This window comes from Pseudomonas palleroniana (genome assembly GCF_003031675.1).
Taxonomy (GTDB): Bacteria; Pseudomonadota; Gammaproteobacteria; order Pseudomonadales; family Pseudomonadaceae; genus Aquipseudomonas; species Aquipseudomonas palleroniana.
On the sequence record NZ_PYWX01000072.1, the window covers coordinates 21,538 to 39,474 of the forward strand.

Here is a 17,937-nt window from a genome sequence, read left to right on the forward strand (position 1 = left end):
AATCAGTCGGCTTGTGCTGCTTCCGCCGGCTTGACTGCTTCTTCGTAAGAGACCGCTTTGTCGGTCACCTTAGCCTTCTGCAGAACAGTATCCACAACTTGTTCTTCCAGCACAACCGAACGTACTTCGTTCAGTTGCTGGTCGTTCTTGTAGTACCAAGCCACGACCTGCTCAGGCTCCTGGTAGGCCGAAGCCATTTCCTGGATCATTTCGCGAACGCGATCTTCGTCAGGCTTGAGGTCGTGTTGCTTGACCACTTCAGCCACGACCAGGCCCAGCACGACACGGCGCTTGGCTTGCTCTTCGAACAGTTCGGCCGGCAGTTGATCAGGCTTGATGTTGCCACCGAACTGCTGAACCGCTTGAACGCGCAGGCGATCCACTTCGTTGGACAGCAGAGCCTTAGGCACTTCGATCGGGTTGGCGGCCAGCAGACCGTCCATGACCTGGTTCTTGACCTTGGACTTGATGGCCTGACGCAGCTCGCGCTCCATGTTCTTGCGAACTTCGGTACGGAAGCCTTCGATACCGGTTTCCTTGATACCGAATTGCGCGAAGAACTCTTCGTTCAGCTCTGGCAGCTTAGGCTCGGAAACGCTGTTGACGGTCACGGTGAACTCAGCGGCTTTGCCGGCCAGGTCCAGGTTCTGGTAGTCAGCAGGGAAAGTCAGGTTCAGCACGCGCTCTTCGCCGGCTTTAGCGCCAACCAGGCCGTCTTCGAAACCAGGGATCATGCGGTTGGAACCCAGCACCAGCTGAGTACCCTTGGCGGAGCCGCCAGCGAATGCTTCGCCGTCAACCTTGCCCACGAAATCGATGTTCAGCTGGTCTTCGTTCTGGGCAGCGCGGTCGGCCACTTCGAAACGGGTGTTCTGCTTGCGCAGGATTTCCAGCATGTTGTCCAGGTCGGCATCAGCTACGTCAGCGCTCAGGCGCTCAACGGTGATACCGTCGAAACCGGCCACTTCAAACTCAGGGAACACTTCGAATACGGCAACGTATTCCAGGTCCTTGCCGGCTTCCAGGGACTTAGGCTCGATCGATGGCGAGCCAGCCGGGTTCAGCTTGTGCTCGACAACGGCTTCGTAGAAAGAAGCCTGGATCACGTCACCTACAGCTTCCTGACGCGCATCGGCACCAAAACGACGCTTGATTTCGCTCATTGGCACTTTGCCTGGACGGAAACCAGCGATCTTGGCCTTCTGGGCAGTCTGCTGCAGACGCTTGTTGACCGCAGTCTCGATACGCTCAGCCGGCACGGTGATGCTCAGGCGACGCTCGATAGCAGTAGTATTTTCAACAGAAACTTGCATGGATATTCCTCGTTGCACAGACGTTAGCCGGCCATTTCCGACCCCAATCAAGGGCATGCATTCTAGTGGGTCAAACTCAAGAAGTCACCCTACTGGAAATACGCCCGAAAACAGCCGGCACTTTATCGGTACGAAGGCACTGATGCCCCCCGCCCCGCTGACAAATACAGCCCATCACGCCAGGGCTCTGCGCCGCTCCTTCTATATATAGAGGAAGTCGTCATCCATCTCCCTGACGGCCCACCCCTCAGACGGGGCGGCAGGCAGTGCGGCATCATCGAGATACACAAATACGACGAAACGCCCTGCCCTTGCGACCCACTACCTGCAGTCGCGGAATATTCGAACCGCTGAAACCAAAAAAGGCGCCAGACTGTTAAATCTGGCGCCTTTCGAATATGGGGTGGACGAAGGGGATCGAACCCTCGACAACGGGAGTCACAATCCCGTGCTCTACCAACTGAGCTACGCCCACCATATTGCGTTAACAAAGAAACCAAACCACTTCTTTGTTGAGCCCTACCCTGCTTTTCAACGGGGCCAAGCTTTATTTGGTGCGGATGAAGAGACTCGAACTCTTACGCCTCGCGGCGCTGGAACCTAAATCCAGTGTGTCTACCAATTCCACCACATCCGCGCTTGAAGCTCTTAAAGCAAAGGCGCCAGATGATTAATCTGGCGCCCTTCTAAATATGGGGTGGACGAAGGGGATCGAACCCTCGACAACGGGAGTCACAATCCCGTGCTCTACCAACTGAGCTACGCCCACCATATAGCGCTACTTGTGCCAAAGCTGCCTAATGGCGCACCCGGCAGGACTCGAACCTGCGACCATCCGCTTAGAAGGCGGATGCTCTATCCAGCTGAGCTACGGGCGCCTTATTAATCTGTACTCTTGGAGGATTACAAACTAAGTGCTTCCAGCCTTGCAGAACAACTATTCTGCTCGACCTTCTTAACCAGTGCTAGGCTGTGCCCGACAAGTGCGACGAATAGTATAGAGGGCGTTGATACCCGTCAAATCTTTTTTGAAAAAAACTGATTTTATTTAAGGGGTTAGGGCAATTTGCAGACCAAGCGCCTTTGCCCTCACGTCACGGCGTGCGAGAATGCGCGCACTTTTCTTCCCCCTCTCGATGGTTAATCACGCGTAATGACTGCACAACTTATCGACGGCAAATCAATCGCCGCCAGCCTGCGCCAGCAGATCGCCAAACGCGTCACCGAGCGCAGCCAGCAAGGTCTGCGCACGCCCGGCCTCGCGGTGATCCTGGTCGGCAGCGATCCTGCCTCTCAGGTTTATGTCTCGCACAAGCGTAAAGACTGTGAAGAGGTCGGCTTTATTTCCAAGGCCTACGACCTGCCTTCCGAGACCACCCAGCAGGCACTGACCGACCTGATCGACACCCTCAACGACGACCCGGCCATCGACGGCGTCCTGCTTCAACTGCCACTGCCCGAGCACCTGGATGCCTCCAAGCTGCTCGAACGCATCCGCCCGGACAAAGACGTCGACGGCTTCCATCCTTATAACGTCGGCCGTCTCGCACAACGCATCCCGCTGCTGCGCCCCTGCACCCCCAAAGGCATCATGACCCTGCTGGAAAGCACCGGTGTCGACCTGTACGGCCTCGATGCCGTGGTCGTCGGCGCGTCCAACATCGTCGGCCGCCCCATGGCCATGGAGCTGCTGCTGGCCGGCTGCACCGTGACCGTCACCCACCGTTTCACCAAGGACCTCGCCGGCCACGTCGGCCGTGCCGACCTGGTGGTGGTCGCCGCCGGCAAGCCGGGTCTGGTCAAGGGTGAGTGGATCAAGGAAGGCGCCATCGTGATCGACGTCGGCATCAACCGTCAGGAAGATGGCAAGTTGGTCGGTGATGTGGTCTACGAGACCGCCCTGCCCCGCGCCGGCTGGATCACTCCCGTGCCAGGCGGTGTCGGCCCGATGACTCGTGCCTGCTTGCTGGAAAATACGCTGTACGCAGCAGAAACCCTGCACGGCTGATAACCAGCCGTACTGAAAAAACCCCGCGTTATAGCGGGGTTTTTTATTTCCGCGGCTAAAACACTTTTTTCTTTGTTTTTAAGTACTTTCGTCCGAGTTTAGAAGAACATTCGACAGTTATTGATCCATACTCCTAAAATGTAACGGCATTTATCATAAAACCCGTTCTCGAACGGTATTTCCTTACTTTTTAGCGAGTTCACCCGCGTGAAAATTCGTCTCTCTATCGTCAGCCTATTTTTTGCATTTACAGGCACCTTCGCGCACGCAGCCGAAACCACCCAGGCCCCGCGTGATACTTCCAAACTGCAAATCGCCTCCGGCAGCGCCATGCTGGTCGACTTACAGACCAACAAAGTCATCTATTCCAGCAACCCCGACGTGGTGGTACCCATCGCCTCCGTGAGTAAATTGATGACCGGCCTGGTGGTGCTGGAAGCCAAGCAGAACATGGACGAATACATCGACATCAACATCAAGGACACGCCGGAAATGAAAGGCGTGTTCTCCCGTGTGAAAATCGGCAGCGAAATGCCGCGTAAAGAAATGCTGCTGATTGCCCTGATGTCCTCGGAAAACCGCGCAGCTGCCAGCCTGGCTCACCACTACCCGGGCGGCTACCCCGCGTTTATCGCGGCAATGAACGCTAAGGCCAAGGCACTGGGCATGACCAGCACCCACTATGTGGAACCCACCGGCCTGTCGATTCACAACGTGTCCACCGCCCGTGACTTGAGCAAGCTGCTGGCCTATGCACGCAAGTTTCCAATGCTCAGCCAGCTCAGCACCACCAAAGAAAAGACCGTGTCGTTCCGCAAACCCAACTACACCTTGGGCTTCTCCAACACCGACCACCTGATCAACCGCGCCAACTGGGATATCAAGCTGACCAAGACTGGCTTTACCAACCAGGCCGGCCACTGCCTGGTGCTGGTGACGAGCATGGGCAACCGCCCGGTTTCATTGGTGATCCTGGACGCCTTCGGCAAATTCACCCACTTCGCAGATGCCGGTCGTATTCGCAACTGGGTCGAGACCGGCAAGAGCACGTCGGTGCCGGACGTCGCGTTGCGCTACAAGGCCGACAAAAACCTCAAGAACCGCCCGATTGCCGCAGAGGTGCGCCGCTAAGCCCCCCGGTAACCACAACCGAACTCTTGTAGTGAGCGGGCTCGCCCCGCGCTGGGTGGCGCAGCCGCCCCCAACAAGAACGCCGCGGTGTTTCAGGAATACCGAGGTGACCGGATTTGGGGCGGCTGCGCCGCCCAGCGCGGGGCAAGCCCGCTCACTACACTCGCGCCTTGGGCGCGGTTTTATTTGCGCTCCGCCAGCACCTTGAGCGCCTGCGCCGCCGCCCTCTCCTGCCCAGCCTGCGCCGTGGCGTTGGCCGCATCACGCCAGCGCTGTGCGTCCACATTGGCGGGCAACTGGCTCGGACGCTGGGTCAGGATGGCCCAGTGGCCGGCGCTCTTCCACGCTGACTCAAAGTCACTGAAGCTCATCGACAGCCGTCGTTCCATGCCCGAGCGCAGCAACACCGTGCTCTTTTGCTGATTGAACCCCACCACCACGACATAGCGGGTGCCCGACCAGAAACTCGGGTTGAGCCGCGCCATCACCGGGTAACCCGCAGCGACCTGCGCCAGCACCGCCGTCAGTTGGCTGTCCAGCCGATACACCATCAGCCCGTATTCGCGAGCCAGCACCTGCATGTTGCGCTCAAGGTCTGCCTCCGCGCCGGGTAGATGCAGTGGCTTATCCAGCAAGCCAGGTGTCATGACAATGCCTTGTTGCGACAGCATGCTGGCCAAAGCACTGGGGCCACTCAGGTAGGCCTCGCTGCGAAAGGTCGGCACACCATTGAGTTCGACGCGCTCCGGCAGGCCCGGCAGTTTCGACGGCTGCCCGGAACACGCCGCAAGCCCCAAGGTACATGCCAGCAACAGGGTGGTTTTAACGTTCGACCGTAACCGCAATTTTTTACTCTCTTGATCAACTGCCGGTGAGGCTCCAGATCATAGGGTGCTCTGCCACGTCGGTATAGCCTTGAGTCTCAGTAAAACGCCGGGGATAGAGCAAACAAGTTGGACAGACTCGACCATTGGTCAATAGCAGGCAACCGCCCGGTAGCTAGACTGTCCATAAAGAAGTGTGTGTGTGCCCCAAGGGGCGAAAGGAGGCCAGAATGAGCCTTGCAACAACGATTTTCCTGTTGATCTGCGGTTGGCTGGCTGTCGCCAGTGCCATGTTGTGGGGCGTGATGCGCGTAACCCGTCGCCATCATCACCCCCACGTCAAACCCGCCAAGCCACCAGAGGCGTCGGCGGCACGTCACGCTTAGCCTGGCATGCAATTGAAGTCCTGGGTCGCGGCAACTTCCTTGCCGTGACCATCCTTGAGCACGGCGCGCACGGTAGTGCCGAGGCTCGACTCCACCAGGGTGTAATGCTCACCCGCCTTGAAGTGCTTGTACTCGACCCGTCCCTGGCAGTCCTGCTGGTTGTCGTCGCCTGGCTCTTCTTCAAACAGGGTCACATCCAGGCGATGGTCGCCTGGCGGCACTTCAAAAAAACGCCCGTCATCCACACGCTTGCCGTCGACGCGTTCGGCCATCAGGTCATTCGGGGCTTCTTCTTTCAAACCGATCCACGCCTCGCTTGGGTCCGCCTTGGGGATCGGGCCGGCACACGCCGACAACAGCAGCACAGCACCGAGGGCAGGAATCAAAAGCAAAGGTTTAAGTGACATGGCAGGGCTCCATAGGACATGAGTAAAAAGACGAGGCGAAATGTGTCGCCGCCGATGGATGACAAGCTTGGGGAGCAGCCCTTTGTAGAACAAATGAATACACATGAAAGCTTCTTAAGCGCTTAACTAAATGTTCCTTCATTTGGCTGAAAGGTGCGTGTTAGGTGGGTCGGGCAAGACTGCCGGGGTTTGCAATCCTGCTCCCTCGGAGGTTCACGCATGCTCGGGCTGGTAAAGACCGCACTGCAAAAGCCGTACACGTTTATCGTGTTGGCCATATTCATTTGCATCATCGGGCCGATGGCGGCCCTGCGAACCCCTACGGATGTGTTTCCCGATATCGGCATCCCCGTAGTCGCCGTGGTCTGGCAGTACAACGGCCTGTCACCGGACGCCATGGCCGGCCGGGTGATCTACACCTACGAACGCTCCCTGAGCACCACCGTCAACGACATCGAACATATCGAATCGCAATCGCTGCCCGGCATGGGCATCGTGAAGATCTTCTTCCAACCCGGCGTGGATATCCGTACCGCCAACGCCCAGGTGACCGCTGTTTCACAAACCGTGCTCAAGCAGATGCCGCCCGGCATCACGCCGCCACTGATCCTCAACTACAGCGCCTCCACGGTGCCGATCCTGCAAATGGCGTTCTCCAGCCCCAGCCTCTCGGAAGCCAAGATCCGCGACCTGGTGCAGAACAACATTCGCCTGCCTTTAAGTGCCCTGCCCGGCCTGGCCATGCCCACGCCCATGGGCGGCAAGCAGCGGCAGATCACCCTCGACCTCGACCCCCAGGCACTCGCCGCCAAAGGCCTGTCGGCGCAGGACGTGGGCAACGCCCTGGCGCTGCAAAACCAGATCATCCCGGTGGGCACCGCCAAGCTCGGTCCCAACGAATATACGATTCTGCTCAACAACAGCCCCAAGGCCATCGATGAGCTCAACGACCTGCCGATCAAGACCGTCGACGGCGCGCTGATCACCATCGGCCAAGTCGCCCACGTGCGTGATGGCTCGCCACCGCAGACCAACATCGTGCGGGTCGACGGCCACCGCGCCGTACTGATGCCGGCGCTGAAAAACGGCAGCATTTCCACCCTGTCGATCATCGACGGCATTCGCCAGATGCTGCCGCGCATCAACGAAACCCTGCCACCTTCGCTGAAGACCTCGCTGCTCGGTGACGCCTCGGTGTTCGTCAAGCAATCGGTCGGCAGCGTGGCCCAGGAAGGCATCATCGCCGCGCTGCTGACCAGTGCAATGATCCTGCTGTTCCTCGGCAGTTGGCGCTCCACCCTGATCATTGCCGCCTCGATCCCCCTGGCGGTGCTGTCAGCCATCGCGCTGCTGGCTGTCAGCGGGCAAACCCTCAACGTGATGACCCTCGGCGGGTTGGCGTTGGCGGTCGGGATCCTGGTGGACGACGCCACGGTGACCATCGAGAACATCAACTGGCACCTGGAACAAGGCAAGGCGGTGAAAACCGCAATCCTCGACGGCGCCGCACAGATAGTCGGCCCGGCATTCGTCTCGCTGCTGTGTATCTGCATCGTGTTCGTGCCGATGTTCCTGCTGAACGGGATTGCCGGCTACCTGTTCCGGCCGATGGCCCTGGCGGTGATCTTTGCCATGGCCAGCTCGTTCATCCTCTCGCGCACACTGGTGCCGACCCTGGCAATGTTCCTGCTCAAGCCACATACGCCGGAGCAAGGCGCGGGGCATCACCCGGAAGATGCATTCATCAACCACCACGAGGGCGAGCAGCACCAGAAACCGCGCAATCGCCTGCTGCAATCGGTGCTGAATTTTCAGCAAGGCTTCGAGCGTCACTTCTCGAACATCCGCGACACCTACCACGGCCTGCTGACCTTGGCGCTGGGCAACCGCAAACGCTTTATCGCAGGTTTCCTGGCGTGCGTGCTCGCCTCGTTCCTGCTGCTGCCTAGCCTGGGCCAGGATTTCTTTCCGGCCACCGACGCCGGCGCCCTGGCCCTGCACGTACGCTTGCCGCTGGGCACGCGTATCGAAGAAAGCGCGGCGGCGTTCGACCGCATTGAAGCGCGGATTCGCGAAGTGATCCCGGCGCAAGAACTGGACACCATCGTCGACAACATCGGCATTCCGCTGAGCGGCATCGACATGGCCTACAGCAGCAGCGGCACCATCGGTCCGCAGGATGGCGACATCCAGGTCAGCCTGAAAAAAGACCATGCGCCCACCGCCGACTACGTTAAAAAACTGCGTGAAGCCTTGCCGCAGAGTTTCCCCGGCAGCCACTTCGCGTTCCTGCCGGCCGATATCAGCAGCCAGATCCTCAACTTCGGCGCCCCCGCACCACTGGATGTGAAAATCTCCGGGCGCAGCGATGCAGAAAACCGCGCCTACGCCGTGGAACTGGAACGTCGCCTGTCGCACATTCCAGGCATCGCCGACTTGCGTATCCAGCAGTCCACCGGCTACCCGTCGCTGCAAGTCAACGTCGACCGCCTGCGTGCCAATGGCCTGGGGATTACCGAGAAGGACGTGACCAACAGCATGGTCGCCTCCCTCGCGGGCAGCTCGCAAACCGCGCCGACCTTCTGGCTGAACCCGGCGAACGGCGTGTCGTACTCCATCGTCGCTGCAACGCCGCAATACCGCCTGGACAGCTTGCCGTCACTGGAAGCGCTGCCGGTCACAGGGGCTGATGGCCAGTCGCAAATCCTCGGCGGCGTGGCAACCATCTCCCGCGTGCAAAGCCCGGCGGTGGTGACTCACTACAATATCCAACCGACCCTGGACCTGTACGCCAACGTGCAAGGCCGTGACCTGGGGGGCGTGGCCCGTGACGTGCAAAAAGTGCTCGACGACACCGCCTCCATGCGCCCCAAAGGCGCGGTGATCAGCCTGCATGGGCAAATCGACGCGTTGCATGAAGCCTTCAGCGGCTTGAGCTTCGGCCTGCTCGGTGCGGTCGTGCTGATCTACCTGCTGATCGTGGTCAACTTCCAGTCGTGGGTCGACCCGTTCGTGATCATCACCGCCCTGCCGGCTGCCTTGGCGGGCATCGTGTGGATGCTGTTCCTCAGCGGCACCTCGCTGTCGGTGCCGGCGCTCACCGGCGCCATCCTGTGCATGGGCGTGGCCACCGCCAACTCGATCCTGGTGGTGAGCTTCTGCCGCGAACGCCTGGCCGAACATGGCGATGCGCTAAAGGCTGCGCTGGAAGCCGGCTACACACGCTTTCGCCCGGTGTGCATGACCGCCCTGGCGATGATCATCGGCATGTTGCCGCTGGCCCTTTCCGAAGAGCAGAACGCGCCTCTGGGCCGGGCGGTGATCGGCGGTTTGATCCTCGCCACCACTGCCACTTTGTTGTTTGTTCCCGTGGTCTTCAGCCTGGTCCACGGTCGTCATTCTACTCGCGCTGTTGCTGGAGAAACTTCACATGTCGTCTGATCACAAACCCTCGCGCAAGCGCTTGATGCTCATGGGTGTCGGCGGCCTGACTGTGGCCGCCCTGTTGGTCGCCAACGGCCTGCACGCCCGCACATTGCACGAGCAATCGGTTACCGCCTGGACGGAAACCGCCGCCATCCCACAGGTGATGGTGTTCCAACCCCAACAGAACGCCGCCGGCGACACCCTGCGCTTGCCCGCACACCTGGAAGCCTGGAGCAAGGCACCGATCCACGCCCGGGTCAGCGGCTATTTGAAGGACTGGAAAGTCGACATCGGCAGCCCGGTGAAAGCCGGCCAGGTGCTCGCCGAAATCGACAGCCCGGACCTTGATCAGCAGGTGGCGCAAGCCCACGCCCGGCTGATTCAACAACAGGCTGATGCACGCCTGGCGCAAACCACCGCCACGCGCTGGCAAAACCTGCTGGCCAGCCACTCGGTGTCGCGCCAGGAGGCCGATGAAAAAACCTCCAACGCCGCCGCCGCCAAAGCCAATGCCGAAGCTGCGGCTGCCGATTACGCACGCCTGTCGGCGCTGGAGAGCTACAAGACCCTGCGCGCGCCCTTCACCGGCACCATCACCGCACGTAACACTGATATCGGTCAGTTGATCAAGGCCGATACCGACAGCGACCCGGAGCTGTTCGATATCGCCGACACACATCAGCTACGCCTCTACGTGCCGGTGCCACAGAACTATGCGGCGGTGATCCGCCCGGGCCTTGAAGCCGAGCTGACGGTGCCCGAGCACCCCGGCGAACACTTCAAGGCGCGCCTGATCGGCGACTCCACCGCCATCGATCGCCGCTCCGGCACCCTGCTCGCCCAGTTCGTCGCCGACAACCCCCAGGGCGAGTTGCTGCCGGGTGACTATGCCGAAGCCACCCTGCCGATTCCGGCAGACACCCACGGCGTCAGCATTCCGGCCAGCGCGTTGATCTTTCGCGCCCAAGGCACCCAAGTCGCGGTGCTGGATGCGCAGAACCACGTGCACCTGCGGGACATCCACATCGGCCTTGACCTCGGCGAGCGCCTGGTCGTCGACCAAGGTTTGAAACCCGCCGACCGCGTGGTCGACAACCCACCCGACGCCCTGCGCGAAGGTGACCCGGTACAACTGGCCGATGCCTCCGGAGGTGCGCATGCGCCCAAGGCTTAAACCCCTCGCCGCATTGATACTGCTGATGCTGCAAGGCTGCTCGATGGCCCCCGCCTATCAGGTGCCGGCGGTGGACCTGCCGGCCGGCTACCGTGAACAGACCAGCGACGGTCCGTGGCACAGCGCGCAACCGTCCGATCACCTGGCTCCCCAGTGGTGGAAGCTCTACCACGACGCGCGCCTCAATGACCTGCAACAACGACTGCTCAAGGCCAACCCGGACTTGGCTGCGGCGCTGGCACACTTCGATGCGTCCCAGGCCTACGCCAGCCAACTGCACGCAGGGCTGTTCCCGCAGATCACCGCCAGCGCACAAACCTTGCGTCAGCGCCAGTCGGATTCACGGCCACTGCGCGGCGCCACGCAGCCGTCGGTGTACAACAGCAATAGCGCAGGGTTTGCCCTGAGCTACGACCTGGACCTATGGGGCAAGATCCGTAATCAGGTCGCCGCCGGGGATGCCCAGGCGCAGGCGTCCGGAGACGACCTGGCGGTGGCACGCCTGAGCCTGCAACACCAGTTGGCGACCCTGTATGTGCAACTCAATGGGCTGGATGCGCAAGCGCGGATCCTCAACCGCTCGCTGGATGATTTCAGCCAGGCATTGCAACTGACCCGTAGCCGCTATGAAGGTCAGATTGCTTCTGAGCTGGACCTGACCCGCGCCCAAAACCAACTGGCCGAAGCCAAGGCACAATGGGATGAAGTGCGTGGGCAACGCAACCTGACCGAACATGCCATCGGCGAATTGGTCGGCGTAGCGGCCAGCGACTTCACCTTGCCGGCAAGTCAGCAACTGATCGCCTTGCCAGGAATGCCTTCACAACTGCCCAGCCAACTGCTGCAACGTCGCCCCGACATCGCAGCGGCGGAACGCCGAGTGTTTGCCGCCAATGCCAATATTGGCGTGGCCAAGGCGGCGTGGTATCCGGATTTCAGCCTGACCGGCTTGATTGGCGGGCAGACCCAAGGCGTCGGCAACCTGCTGTCGGCCGGCAACCGTTACTGGGCGCTGGGGCCGTTGGTGAATCTGCCGATCTTTGATGGCGGCCGCTTGAGCGCCAATGAGCGCCAGGCCAAAGCCGAGTTTGAAGAAGCCTCTGCGCAATACCGCAGCCAGGTGTTGAAGGCCGTGCGGGAGGTGGAAGATAACCTGGCGCAGCTAAGGGATTTGCAACAGGAGGCACAGGATGAACAGGCGGCGGCGGATGCGGCGCAGCATACCGAGTCTCTGGCGATGAACAGCTATCAGGCCGGGGCGGTGAGTTATCTGGATGTGGTGACGGCACAGACCGCCGCACTGCAGGCGCAGAGAACCTTGCAGGCGGTGCAGACACGGCAGTTACAGGCGAGCGTTGGGCTGGTCACAGCGTTGGGGGGTGGATGGCAACCTGATGCATGAGCTGAAGACCGCTATCGGGAGCAAGTCGAATCGTCGCACCGCCCCTCCCACATTAGATCAGCATCAGACACAAAATGTATGAACGCCGCAGAGCCAATGTGGGAGGGGGCTTGCTCCCGATGGCGTCCGCCTGGACACATCCTGCCAAACCCCTGCCCATCAGCCTCTCACTCCCCAATCTAGCCTCTCTAAACCCATCTAGAGAGGCCCAGGGAATGGCAGATCTACCCGCTTCACACCGCCTGCGTATCGGTCGTTTCAGCGAACCGAACCGCATCTATCTCATCACCACCAACACCCACGAACGCTTACCCCTATTCAGCGACTTCCACCTCGGCCGCCTGGTGGTCTGGCAATTTCGGCTGGCCCAATACAAAGGGCTGGCGAACTCCATGGCCTGGGTCGTCATGCCGGACCATTTCCATTGGTTGCTCGAGCTGAAAAAAGGCTCGCTGGCGGATCTGATGTGCCAGGTGAAATCCAGAAGTACGCGAACCGTCAACGGCGCGAGTGGGCGCAAGGGACGACTGTGGCAGGAAAGCTTCCATGACCGTGCGCTGCGCAAGGAGGACGACTTGGTAAAAATGGCCAGATACGTGGTGGCCAACCCGCTGCGAGCGGGATTGGTGAAGCGCATAGGCGACTATCCGCTATGGGACGCAATCTGGATATAGCGCCAAACACGGCTCAATGTGAGTCCAATGTGGAAAGGGGCTTGCTCCCGATGGAATGCGTAGCAGGCCCATTTTTGAGGCCGCTGCGCGGCCTATCGGGAGCAAGCCCCCTCCCACAGGTTATCCATCGTCCGCTCTGTCGCTTATTAACTGACTGGCATTAGGGCTCACCCCCCGCCCACATTCCTCAGCTGCTTTCAGGCAGCGAGTTTGCCGCTGGCGATGGCGGCTGAAGCAGCAACCATTGCGCGCAACAAGACTGCACAGCCTGCCGCCAGATCATCCGGGGCGGCGTTTTCGATTTCGTTGTGGCTGATGCCGCCTTCACACGGCACGAAGATCATCCCTGCCGGGCCGAGTTCAGCGACGAAAATCGCGTCGTGCCCTGCCCCGCTGACGATGTCCATGTTCGACAGGCCCAGGCCATTGGCCGCGTCGCGCACAGCTTTGACGCAGCCCTGGTCGAAATACAGCGGGGGGAAATCCGCCGTAGGCTCTATCTCGAAGCTCAGGCCATGCTTGGCACAGGTCTCATCGATGACCTTGCGCACTTGGGCGATCATCGAATCCAGTCGCGCCGGCTCCAGATGGCGGAAGTCCAGGGTCATGCGTACTTCACCCGGAATGACGTTGCGCGAGCCAGGATAGGCTTGCAGGCAACCCACGGTTCCACACGCATGGGGCTGGTGCCCCAACGCCGCTGCATTCACCGCCGCCACTACCGCTGCCGCGCCGACCAAAGCATCCTTGCGCAGGTGCATCGGCGTCGGTCCCGCATGGGCTTCAACGCCGCGCAGTTTCAGGTCGAACCACTTCTGCCCCAATGCCCCGAGCACCACACCGATGGTTTTTTTCTCGTCCTCGAGAATCGGCCCTTGCTCGATATGCGCCTCGAAATACGCGCCGACTTTGTGCCCGCTGACCGGACGCGTCCCCGCGTAGCCGATCGCATTCAACGCATCGCCCACGCTGACCCCCTCCGCATCGACCCTGGCCAGGGTATCGGCCAAGGTGAATTTCTCGGCGAACACCCCGGACCCCATCATGCACGGTGGAAAACGCGAGCCTTCTTCGTTGGTCCACACCACCACTTCCAACGGGGCCTCGGTTTCCAGCTTCAGGTCATTGAGCGTGCGCAGCACTTCCACGCCCGCCAGCACGCCAAAGCACCCGTCAAACTTGCCCCCGGTGGGCTGGGTGTCGATATGGCTGCCGGTCATGACCGGTGGCAGGTTGGGATTGCGCCCGGGGCGGCGCGCGAAGATATTGCCGATGCCGTCGATGGTGACCGTGCAACCCGCCTCCTCGCACCACTGCACGAACAGATCGCGGGCCTTGCGATCGAGGTCGGTCAGGGCCAGGCGGCATACGCCGCCCTTGGGCGTGGCGCCGAGCCTGGCCAGGTCCATCAGGGACTGCCACAAGCGGTCGCGGTTGATGTGCTGATGGGTGGATTGCAGAACGTCCATCACAGCGTTCATGGGGGATCTCCTCAGGCTACATTTCTTATGGGTTGACCCGATTCCAGGCATGGAATGAGGCCAAAAATGTGGGAGCGGGCTTGCCCCCACATTTGAATTGCATTTCAACCTCTCACAACGAGGATTTGGCCGTGACCGGGCTGATGCCGCGCTTGGCATTCAGGCCGTAATACAACACACCGCCCAGTGCCGAACCGGTAAACCAGCCGTAGCTGTAGAACCAACTGAACGCGTCGCTGCCCAGCGACAGCAAGGTCAGCACCACCGGCACGCCGAAGGCGATAAAGCCACTCCAGTTCCACGCGGGGTAAATGTCGTCGCGGTACAGGCCGGCAAGGTCCAATTGCTGTTTGCGGGTGATGAAGTAGTCCACCACCATGATCCCGGCGATAGGCCCCAGCAGACTTGAATAGCCGAGCAACCAGTTGGAATAGACCGTCTCCAGGCTCACATCGGAAACAATCAGCCCGAGCTTTTTCAGCAACTCGTGGCCCATCAATGCCAGCCCCACCAAGCCAGTCAGGATCACGGCGGTGGTGCGGTTGATCAGCTTGGGCGCAATGTTCTGAAAGTCGTTGGTGGGCGAGACGATGTTCGCCGCCGTGTTGGTGGACAACGTCGCGATAATGATCAACGCCATGGCGATCGCCACCCACACCGGGCTCTGGATATGCCCGATCAGGCTCACCGGGTCGGACACGCTGACACCCACCAGCTTGACCGACGCGGCCGTCATGATCACGCCGAGGGCGGCGAACAGGAACATGGTCAGCGGCAGGCCGAAAATCTGCCCCAGGATCTGGTCCTTCTGGCTCCTGGCGTAGCGGCTGAAGTCGGGAATATTCAGCGACAACGTGGCCCAGAAACCCACCATCGCAGTGAGCCCGGCCATGAAGTAACCGGTGAGGCTCGCGCCTTCAGGGCGCTTGGGTGGGATGGCCATGAGCTCGCTGAGCGACACATTCGGCATCGCCCACACCAGCAGACCGATCCCCACCGCCACCAGCAACGGTGCCGACAGGGTTTCCAGGCGCTTGATCGACTCGGCGCCACGCAATACCACCCACAGGTTCAGGGTCCAGAAGATCATGAAGCCGATCACTTCGCCAGTGCCGCCCAGGGACTTCCAGCCCTCGAAAATCGAGCCCAGGAACAGGTGGATCGCCAGCCCGCCAAACATCGTCTGGATCCCGAACCAACCGCACGCCACCAGCGCCCGGATCAGGCACGGCACATTGGAGCCGAGAATGCCAAAGGACGAACGCAACAACACCGGAAAGGGAATGCCGTACTTCGTGCCGGGAAACGCGTTAAGGGTCAGCGGGATCAGCACCACGATATTGGCCAGCAAGATCGCCATCAGCGCCTCGCCCACCGTCAGCCCGAAGTAGGCCGTCAGTACCCCGCCCAGGGTGTAGGTCGGCACGCAGATCGACATGCCGACCCACAGCGCGGTGATGTGCCATTTGTTCCAGGTGCGTTCATGCACCTTGGTCGGTGCCATGTCGTGGTTATAGCGAGGGCTGTCGAGGACGTCGGGGCCGGCGTCGAGTTCGTACAGGCCGTTGCGTTCAATGACTTGCGATCTGTTCTGTTGCATGGCCGCTCCACGGTTTTTTCGAATTATTGTTGCTCACCCAGGGTTTGAACCTGGGTGGCCGGAGTACCGCGTTAACAACATGACATCACGGGTCCGGCCAGCCGCCATTGCACTCAATAACCGTGCCGACCGCCCACCTCGAACCCACACCGCTTATATAACGTACTGATGTTTATCAACTTTCCGATTGAGCCTCAGGCACTCGCCGCGCTACTCAGGCTAAATAACGTGGAAGTTGCCCGAACCGTCAGGACTCAATCTGGTGCAACACAATTATTTTTATTTACCGGCCCCGTCAAGAGGCATCTCTCAAGCATCTGATTTGCAATAAGAAATGTTGCTCAATTTAAGAACCTGTCAAGTGCGTCAAAATGGTGAGACATCGCTACATTTTGGTGATTTTTATTTTTTATCCTTATAAATCAATATATTAAAGACGATATAAGCTTATAAAAAATCTTCTTGCCCAATCGAAAATCTCGGGCTAGTTTCTATTCCTGTCACCGATGACAAGAATTAAACGAGCATCGGCAAGCCGCATTACAACACTTAGAACTGGCACAAGCCGGTCAAGCCTGTGAGGAACTCGACATGTCGCTGTTGATCCGTGGCGCCACCGTTATTACCCATGATGAAAGTTACCGCGCCGATGTTTTATGCACAGACGGTCTAATCCGGGCCATAGGGACTCAGCTGGATATTCCCGCCGGCACTGAAATACTCGACGGCAGCGGCCAATACTTGATGCCTGGCGGCATCGACCCTCATACCCATATGCAACTGCCCTTCATGGGCACCGTGGCCAGCGAAGATTTTTTCACTGGCACGGCGGCGGGCCTGGCAGGGGGCACCACCTCGATCATCGACTTTGTGATTCCCAACCCCCAGCAGTCATTGCTTGAAGCCTTTCACCAGTGGCGCGGCTGGGCACAGAAGTCCGCGGCCGACTACGGTTTTCACGTGGCGATCACCTGGTGGAGCGAGCAGGTCCGCGAGGAAATGGCCGAACTGGTCAGCCATCACGGCATCAACAGCTTCAAGCACTTCATGGCCTACAAGAACGCGATCATGGCGGCCGATGACACGCTGGTCGCCAGCTTCGAACGCTGCCTGGAACTGGGCGCGGTGCCCACTGTGCATGCGGAAAACGGCGAACTGGTGTATCACCTGCAACGCAAGCTGATGGCCCAGGGCATCACCGGGCCGGAAGCACACCCGCTGTCGCGGCCGTCCCAGGTGGAGGGTGAAGCGGCCAGCCGCGCAATCCGTATCGCCGAGACCCTGGGCACGCCGTTGTACCTGGTGCACGTATCGACCCAGGAAGCCCTCGACGAAATCACCTACGCCCGTGGCAAGGGCCAGCCGGTGTATGGCGAGGTCCTCGCCGGCCACCTGCTGCTGGACGACAGCGTCTACCAGCACCCCGACTGGCAAACCGCCGCCGGCTATGTGATGAGCCCGCCGTTCCGCCCACGCGGGCATCAGGAGGCGCTGTGGCGTGGGCTGCAATCGGGCAACCTGCACACCACCGCCACCGACCATTGCTGCTTCTGCGCCGAACAAAAAGCCGCCGGCCGTGACGACTTCAGCAAGATCCCCAACGGCACCGCCGGTATCGAAGACCGCATGGCGCTGCTGTGGGATGAGGGCGTCAACAGCGGGCGCCTGTCGATGCAGGATTTCGTCGCGCTGACCTCCACCAACACCGCGAAGATCTTCAACCTCTACCCGCGCAAGGGCGCGATTCGGGTGGGTGCGGATGCCGACCTGGTGCTGTGGGACCCGCAGGGCACACGGACCATTTCCGCCAAGACCCACCACCAGAATGTCGACTTCAACATCTTCGAAGGCAAGACCGTACGCGGTGTGCCGAGCCACACCATCAGCCAGGGCAAGCTGGTCTGGGCCGATGGCGACCTGCGCGCCGAACGCGGCGCCGGGCGGTATGTGGAGCGGCCGGCGTATCCGCCGGTGTTCGAGCAGTTGAGCAAACGGGCTGAGCATTCCAGGCCGGTGGCCGTGAACCGCTGAGCGCGCATTCGCGAGCAAGCCCGCTCCCACATTCGACTGTGGGAGGGGGCTTGCTCCCGATGAGGCCAGTACAGGCAACA

The 17,937-nt window shown here is 60.4% G+C and carries 13 protein-coding genes and 4 tRNA genes; 8 read left to right on the plus strand and 9 right to left on the minus strand.

From position 1 onward, the window contains the following. Positions 1–2: 2 nt before the first annotated feature. The 5 genes from tig to C9383_RS25685 form a co-directional block, all read right to left on the minus strand. Positions 3–1,313, minus strand: coding sequence for a trigger factor (tig, locus tag C9383_RS25665; RefSeq protein ID WP_060756762.1), 1,311 nt, complete (start codon positions 1,311–1,313; stop codon positions 3–5). Positions 1,314–1,712: 399 nt separating this feature from the next. Beyond that, a tRNA-His gene (locus C9383_RS25670) sits at positions 1,713–1,788 on the minus strand. Between the two features lie 77 nt (positions 1,789–1,865). Further along, positions 1,866–1,950, minus strand: a tRNA-Leu gene (locus C9383_RS25675). Positions 1,951–2,006: 56 nt separating this feature from the next. Continuing rightward, positions 2,007–2,082, minus strand: a tRNA-His gene (locus C9383_RS25680). A 32-nt stretch (positions 2,083–2,114) separates the two neighbouring features. Beyond that, a tRNA-Arg gene (locus tag C9383_RS25685) sits at positions 2,115–2,191 on the minus strand. A gap of 275 nt (positions 2,192–2,466) precedes the next feature. On the opposite strand from C9383_RS25685, the gene folD reads away from it, so the two are divergent. Both folD and pbpG read left to right on the plus strand, forming a co-directional pair. Further along, positions 2,467–3,321: a bifunctional methylenetetrahydrofolate dehydrogenase/methenyltetrahydrofolate cyclohydrolase FolD gene (folD, locus tag C9383_RS25690; RefSeq protein ID WP_090370085.1), complete on the plus strand. Its 855-nt coding sequence runs from the start codon at positions 2,467–2,469 to the stop codon at positions 3,319–3,321. Positions 3,322–3,528: 207 nt separating this feature from the next. Continuing rightward, entirely contained in the window at positions 3,529–4,452 is a 924-nt protein-coding gene (pbpG, locus tag C9383_RS25695) for a D-alanyl-D-alanine endopeptidase (protein WP_060756764.1), read from the plus strand. A 182-nt stretch (positions 4,453–4,634) separates the two neighbouring features. Here pbpG and C9383_RS25700 read toward each other — a convergent pair whose 3' ends face one another. Then, complete coding sequence (locus C9383_RS25700; RefSeq protein ID WP_090370082.1) at positions 4,635–5,297, minus strand: peptidase C39 family protein; 663 nt, start codon at positions 5,295–5,297, stop codon at positions 4,635–4,637. A gap of 209 nt (positions 5,298–5,506) precedes the next feature. Here C9383_RS25700 and C9383_RS28285 point away from each other — a divergent pair, with 209 nt between their 5' ends. Then, the gene (locus C9383_RS28285; protein ID WP_162843524.1) at positions 5,507–5,662 is read left to right on the plus strand and encodes a hypothetical protein; all 156 of its coding nucleotides are present in this window, start codon (positions 5,507–5,509) and stop codon (positions 5,660–5,662) included. Here C9383_RS28285 and C9383_RS25705 read toward each other — a convergent pair. Then, a complete protein-coding gene (locus C9383_RS25705) occupies positions 5,659–6,069 on the minus strand; it encodes a PA0061/PA0062 family lipoprotein (RefSeq protein WP_060756766.1) in 411 nt (136 codons plus the stop codon). The genes C9383_RS28285 and C9383_RS25705 overlap by 4 nt on opposite strands. 219 nt (positions 6,070–6,288) lie before the next feature. Here C9383_RS25705 and C9383_RS25710 point away from each other — a divergent pair, with 219 nt between their 5' ends. The 4 genes from C9383_RS25710 to C9383_RS25725 all read left to right on the plus strand — a co-directional run bounded on the left by C9383_RS25710 (position 6,289) and on the right by C9383_RS25725 (position 12,745). Next, positions 6,289–9,510, plus strand: coding sequence for an efflux RND transporter permease subunit (locus C9383_RS25710; RefSeq protein ID WP_090370080.1), 3,222 nt, complete (start codon positions 6,289–6,291; stop codon positions 9,508–9,510). Continuing rightward, positions 9,500–10,669, plus strand: a complete 1,170-nt coding sequence (locus C9383_RS25715; protein WP_090370079.1) for an efflux RND transporter periplasmic adaptor subunit — start codon at positions 9,500–9,502, stop codon at positions 10,667–10,669. The genes C9383_RS25710 and C9383_RS25715 overlap by 11 nt, the downstream gene beginning before the upstream one ends. Continuing rightward, a complete protein-coding gene (locus C9383_RS25720; RefSeq protein WP_090370077.1) occupies positions 10,653–12,071 on the plus strand; it encodes an efflux transporter outer membrane subunit in 1,419 nt (472 codons plus the stop codon). Before C9383_RS25715 ends, C9383_RS25720 begins: the two co-directional genes overlap by 17 nt. A 215-nt stretch (positions 12,072–12,286) precedes the next feature. Beyond that, positions 12,287–12,745, plus strand: a complete 459-nt coding sequence (locus tag C9383_RS25725) for an REP-associated tyrosine transposase (protein WP_090370075.1) — start codon at positions 12,287–12,289, stop codon at positions 12,743–12,745. Between the two features lie 197 nt (positions 12,746–12,942). Here C9383_RS25725 and C9383_RS25730 read toward each other — a convergent pair whose 3' ends face one another. Both C9383_RS25730 and C9383_RS25735 read right to left on the minus strand, forming a co-directional pair. Then, a complete protein-coding gene (locus C9383_RS25730) occupies positions 12,943–14,226 on the minus strand; it encodes a Zn-dependent hydrolase (protein WP_090370073.1) in 1,284 nt (427 codons plus the stop codon). Between the two features lie 112 nt (positions 14,227–14,338). Next, the gene (locus tag C9383_RS25735) at positions 14,339–15,826 is read right to left on the minus strand and encodes an NCS1 family nucleobase:cation symporter-1 (RefSeq protein WP_090370071.1); all 1,488 of its coding nucleotides are present in this window, start codon (positions 15,824–15,826) and stop codon (positions 14,339–14,341) included. A gap of 591 nt (positions 15,827–16,417) precedes the next feature. On the opposite strand from C9383_RS25735, the gene hydA reads away from it, so the two are divergent. Then, positions 16,418–17,857 carry a dihydropyrimidinase gene (gene hydA, locus C9383_RS25740; RefSeq protein WP_090370069.1) on the plus strand — a complete coding sequence of 480 codons (1,440 nt, stop codon included), beginning with the start codon at positions 16,418–16,420 and terminating at the stop codon, positions 17,855–17,857. Positions 17,858–17,937 lie beyond the last annotated feature (80 nt).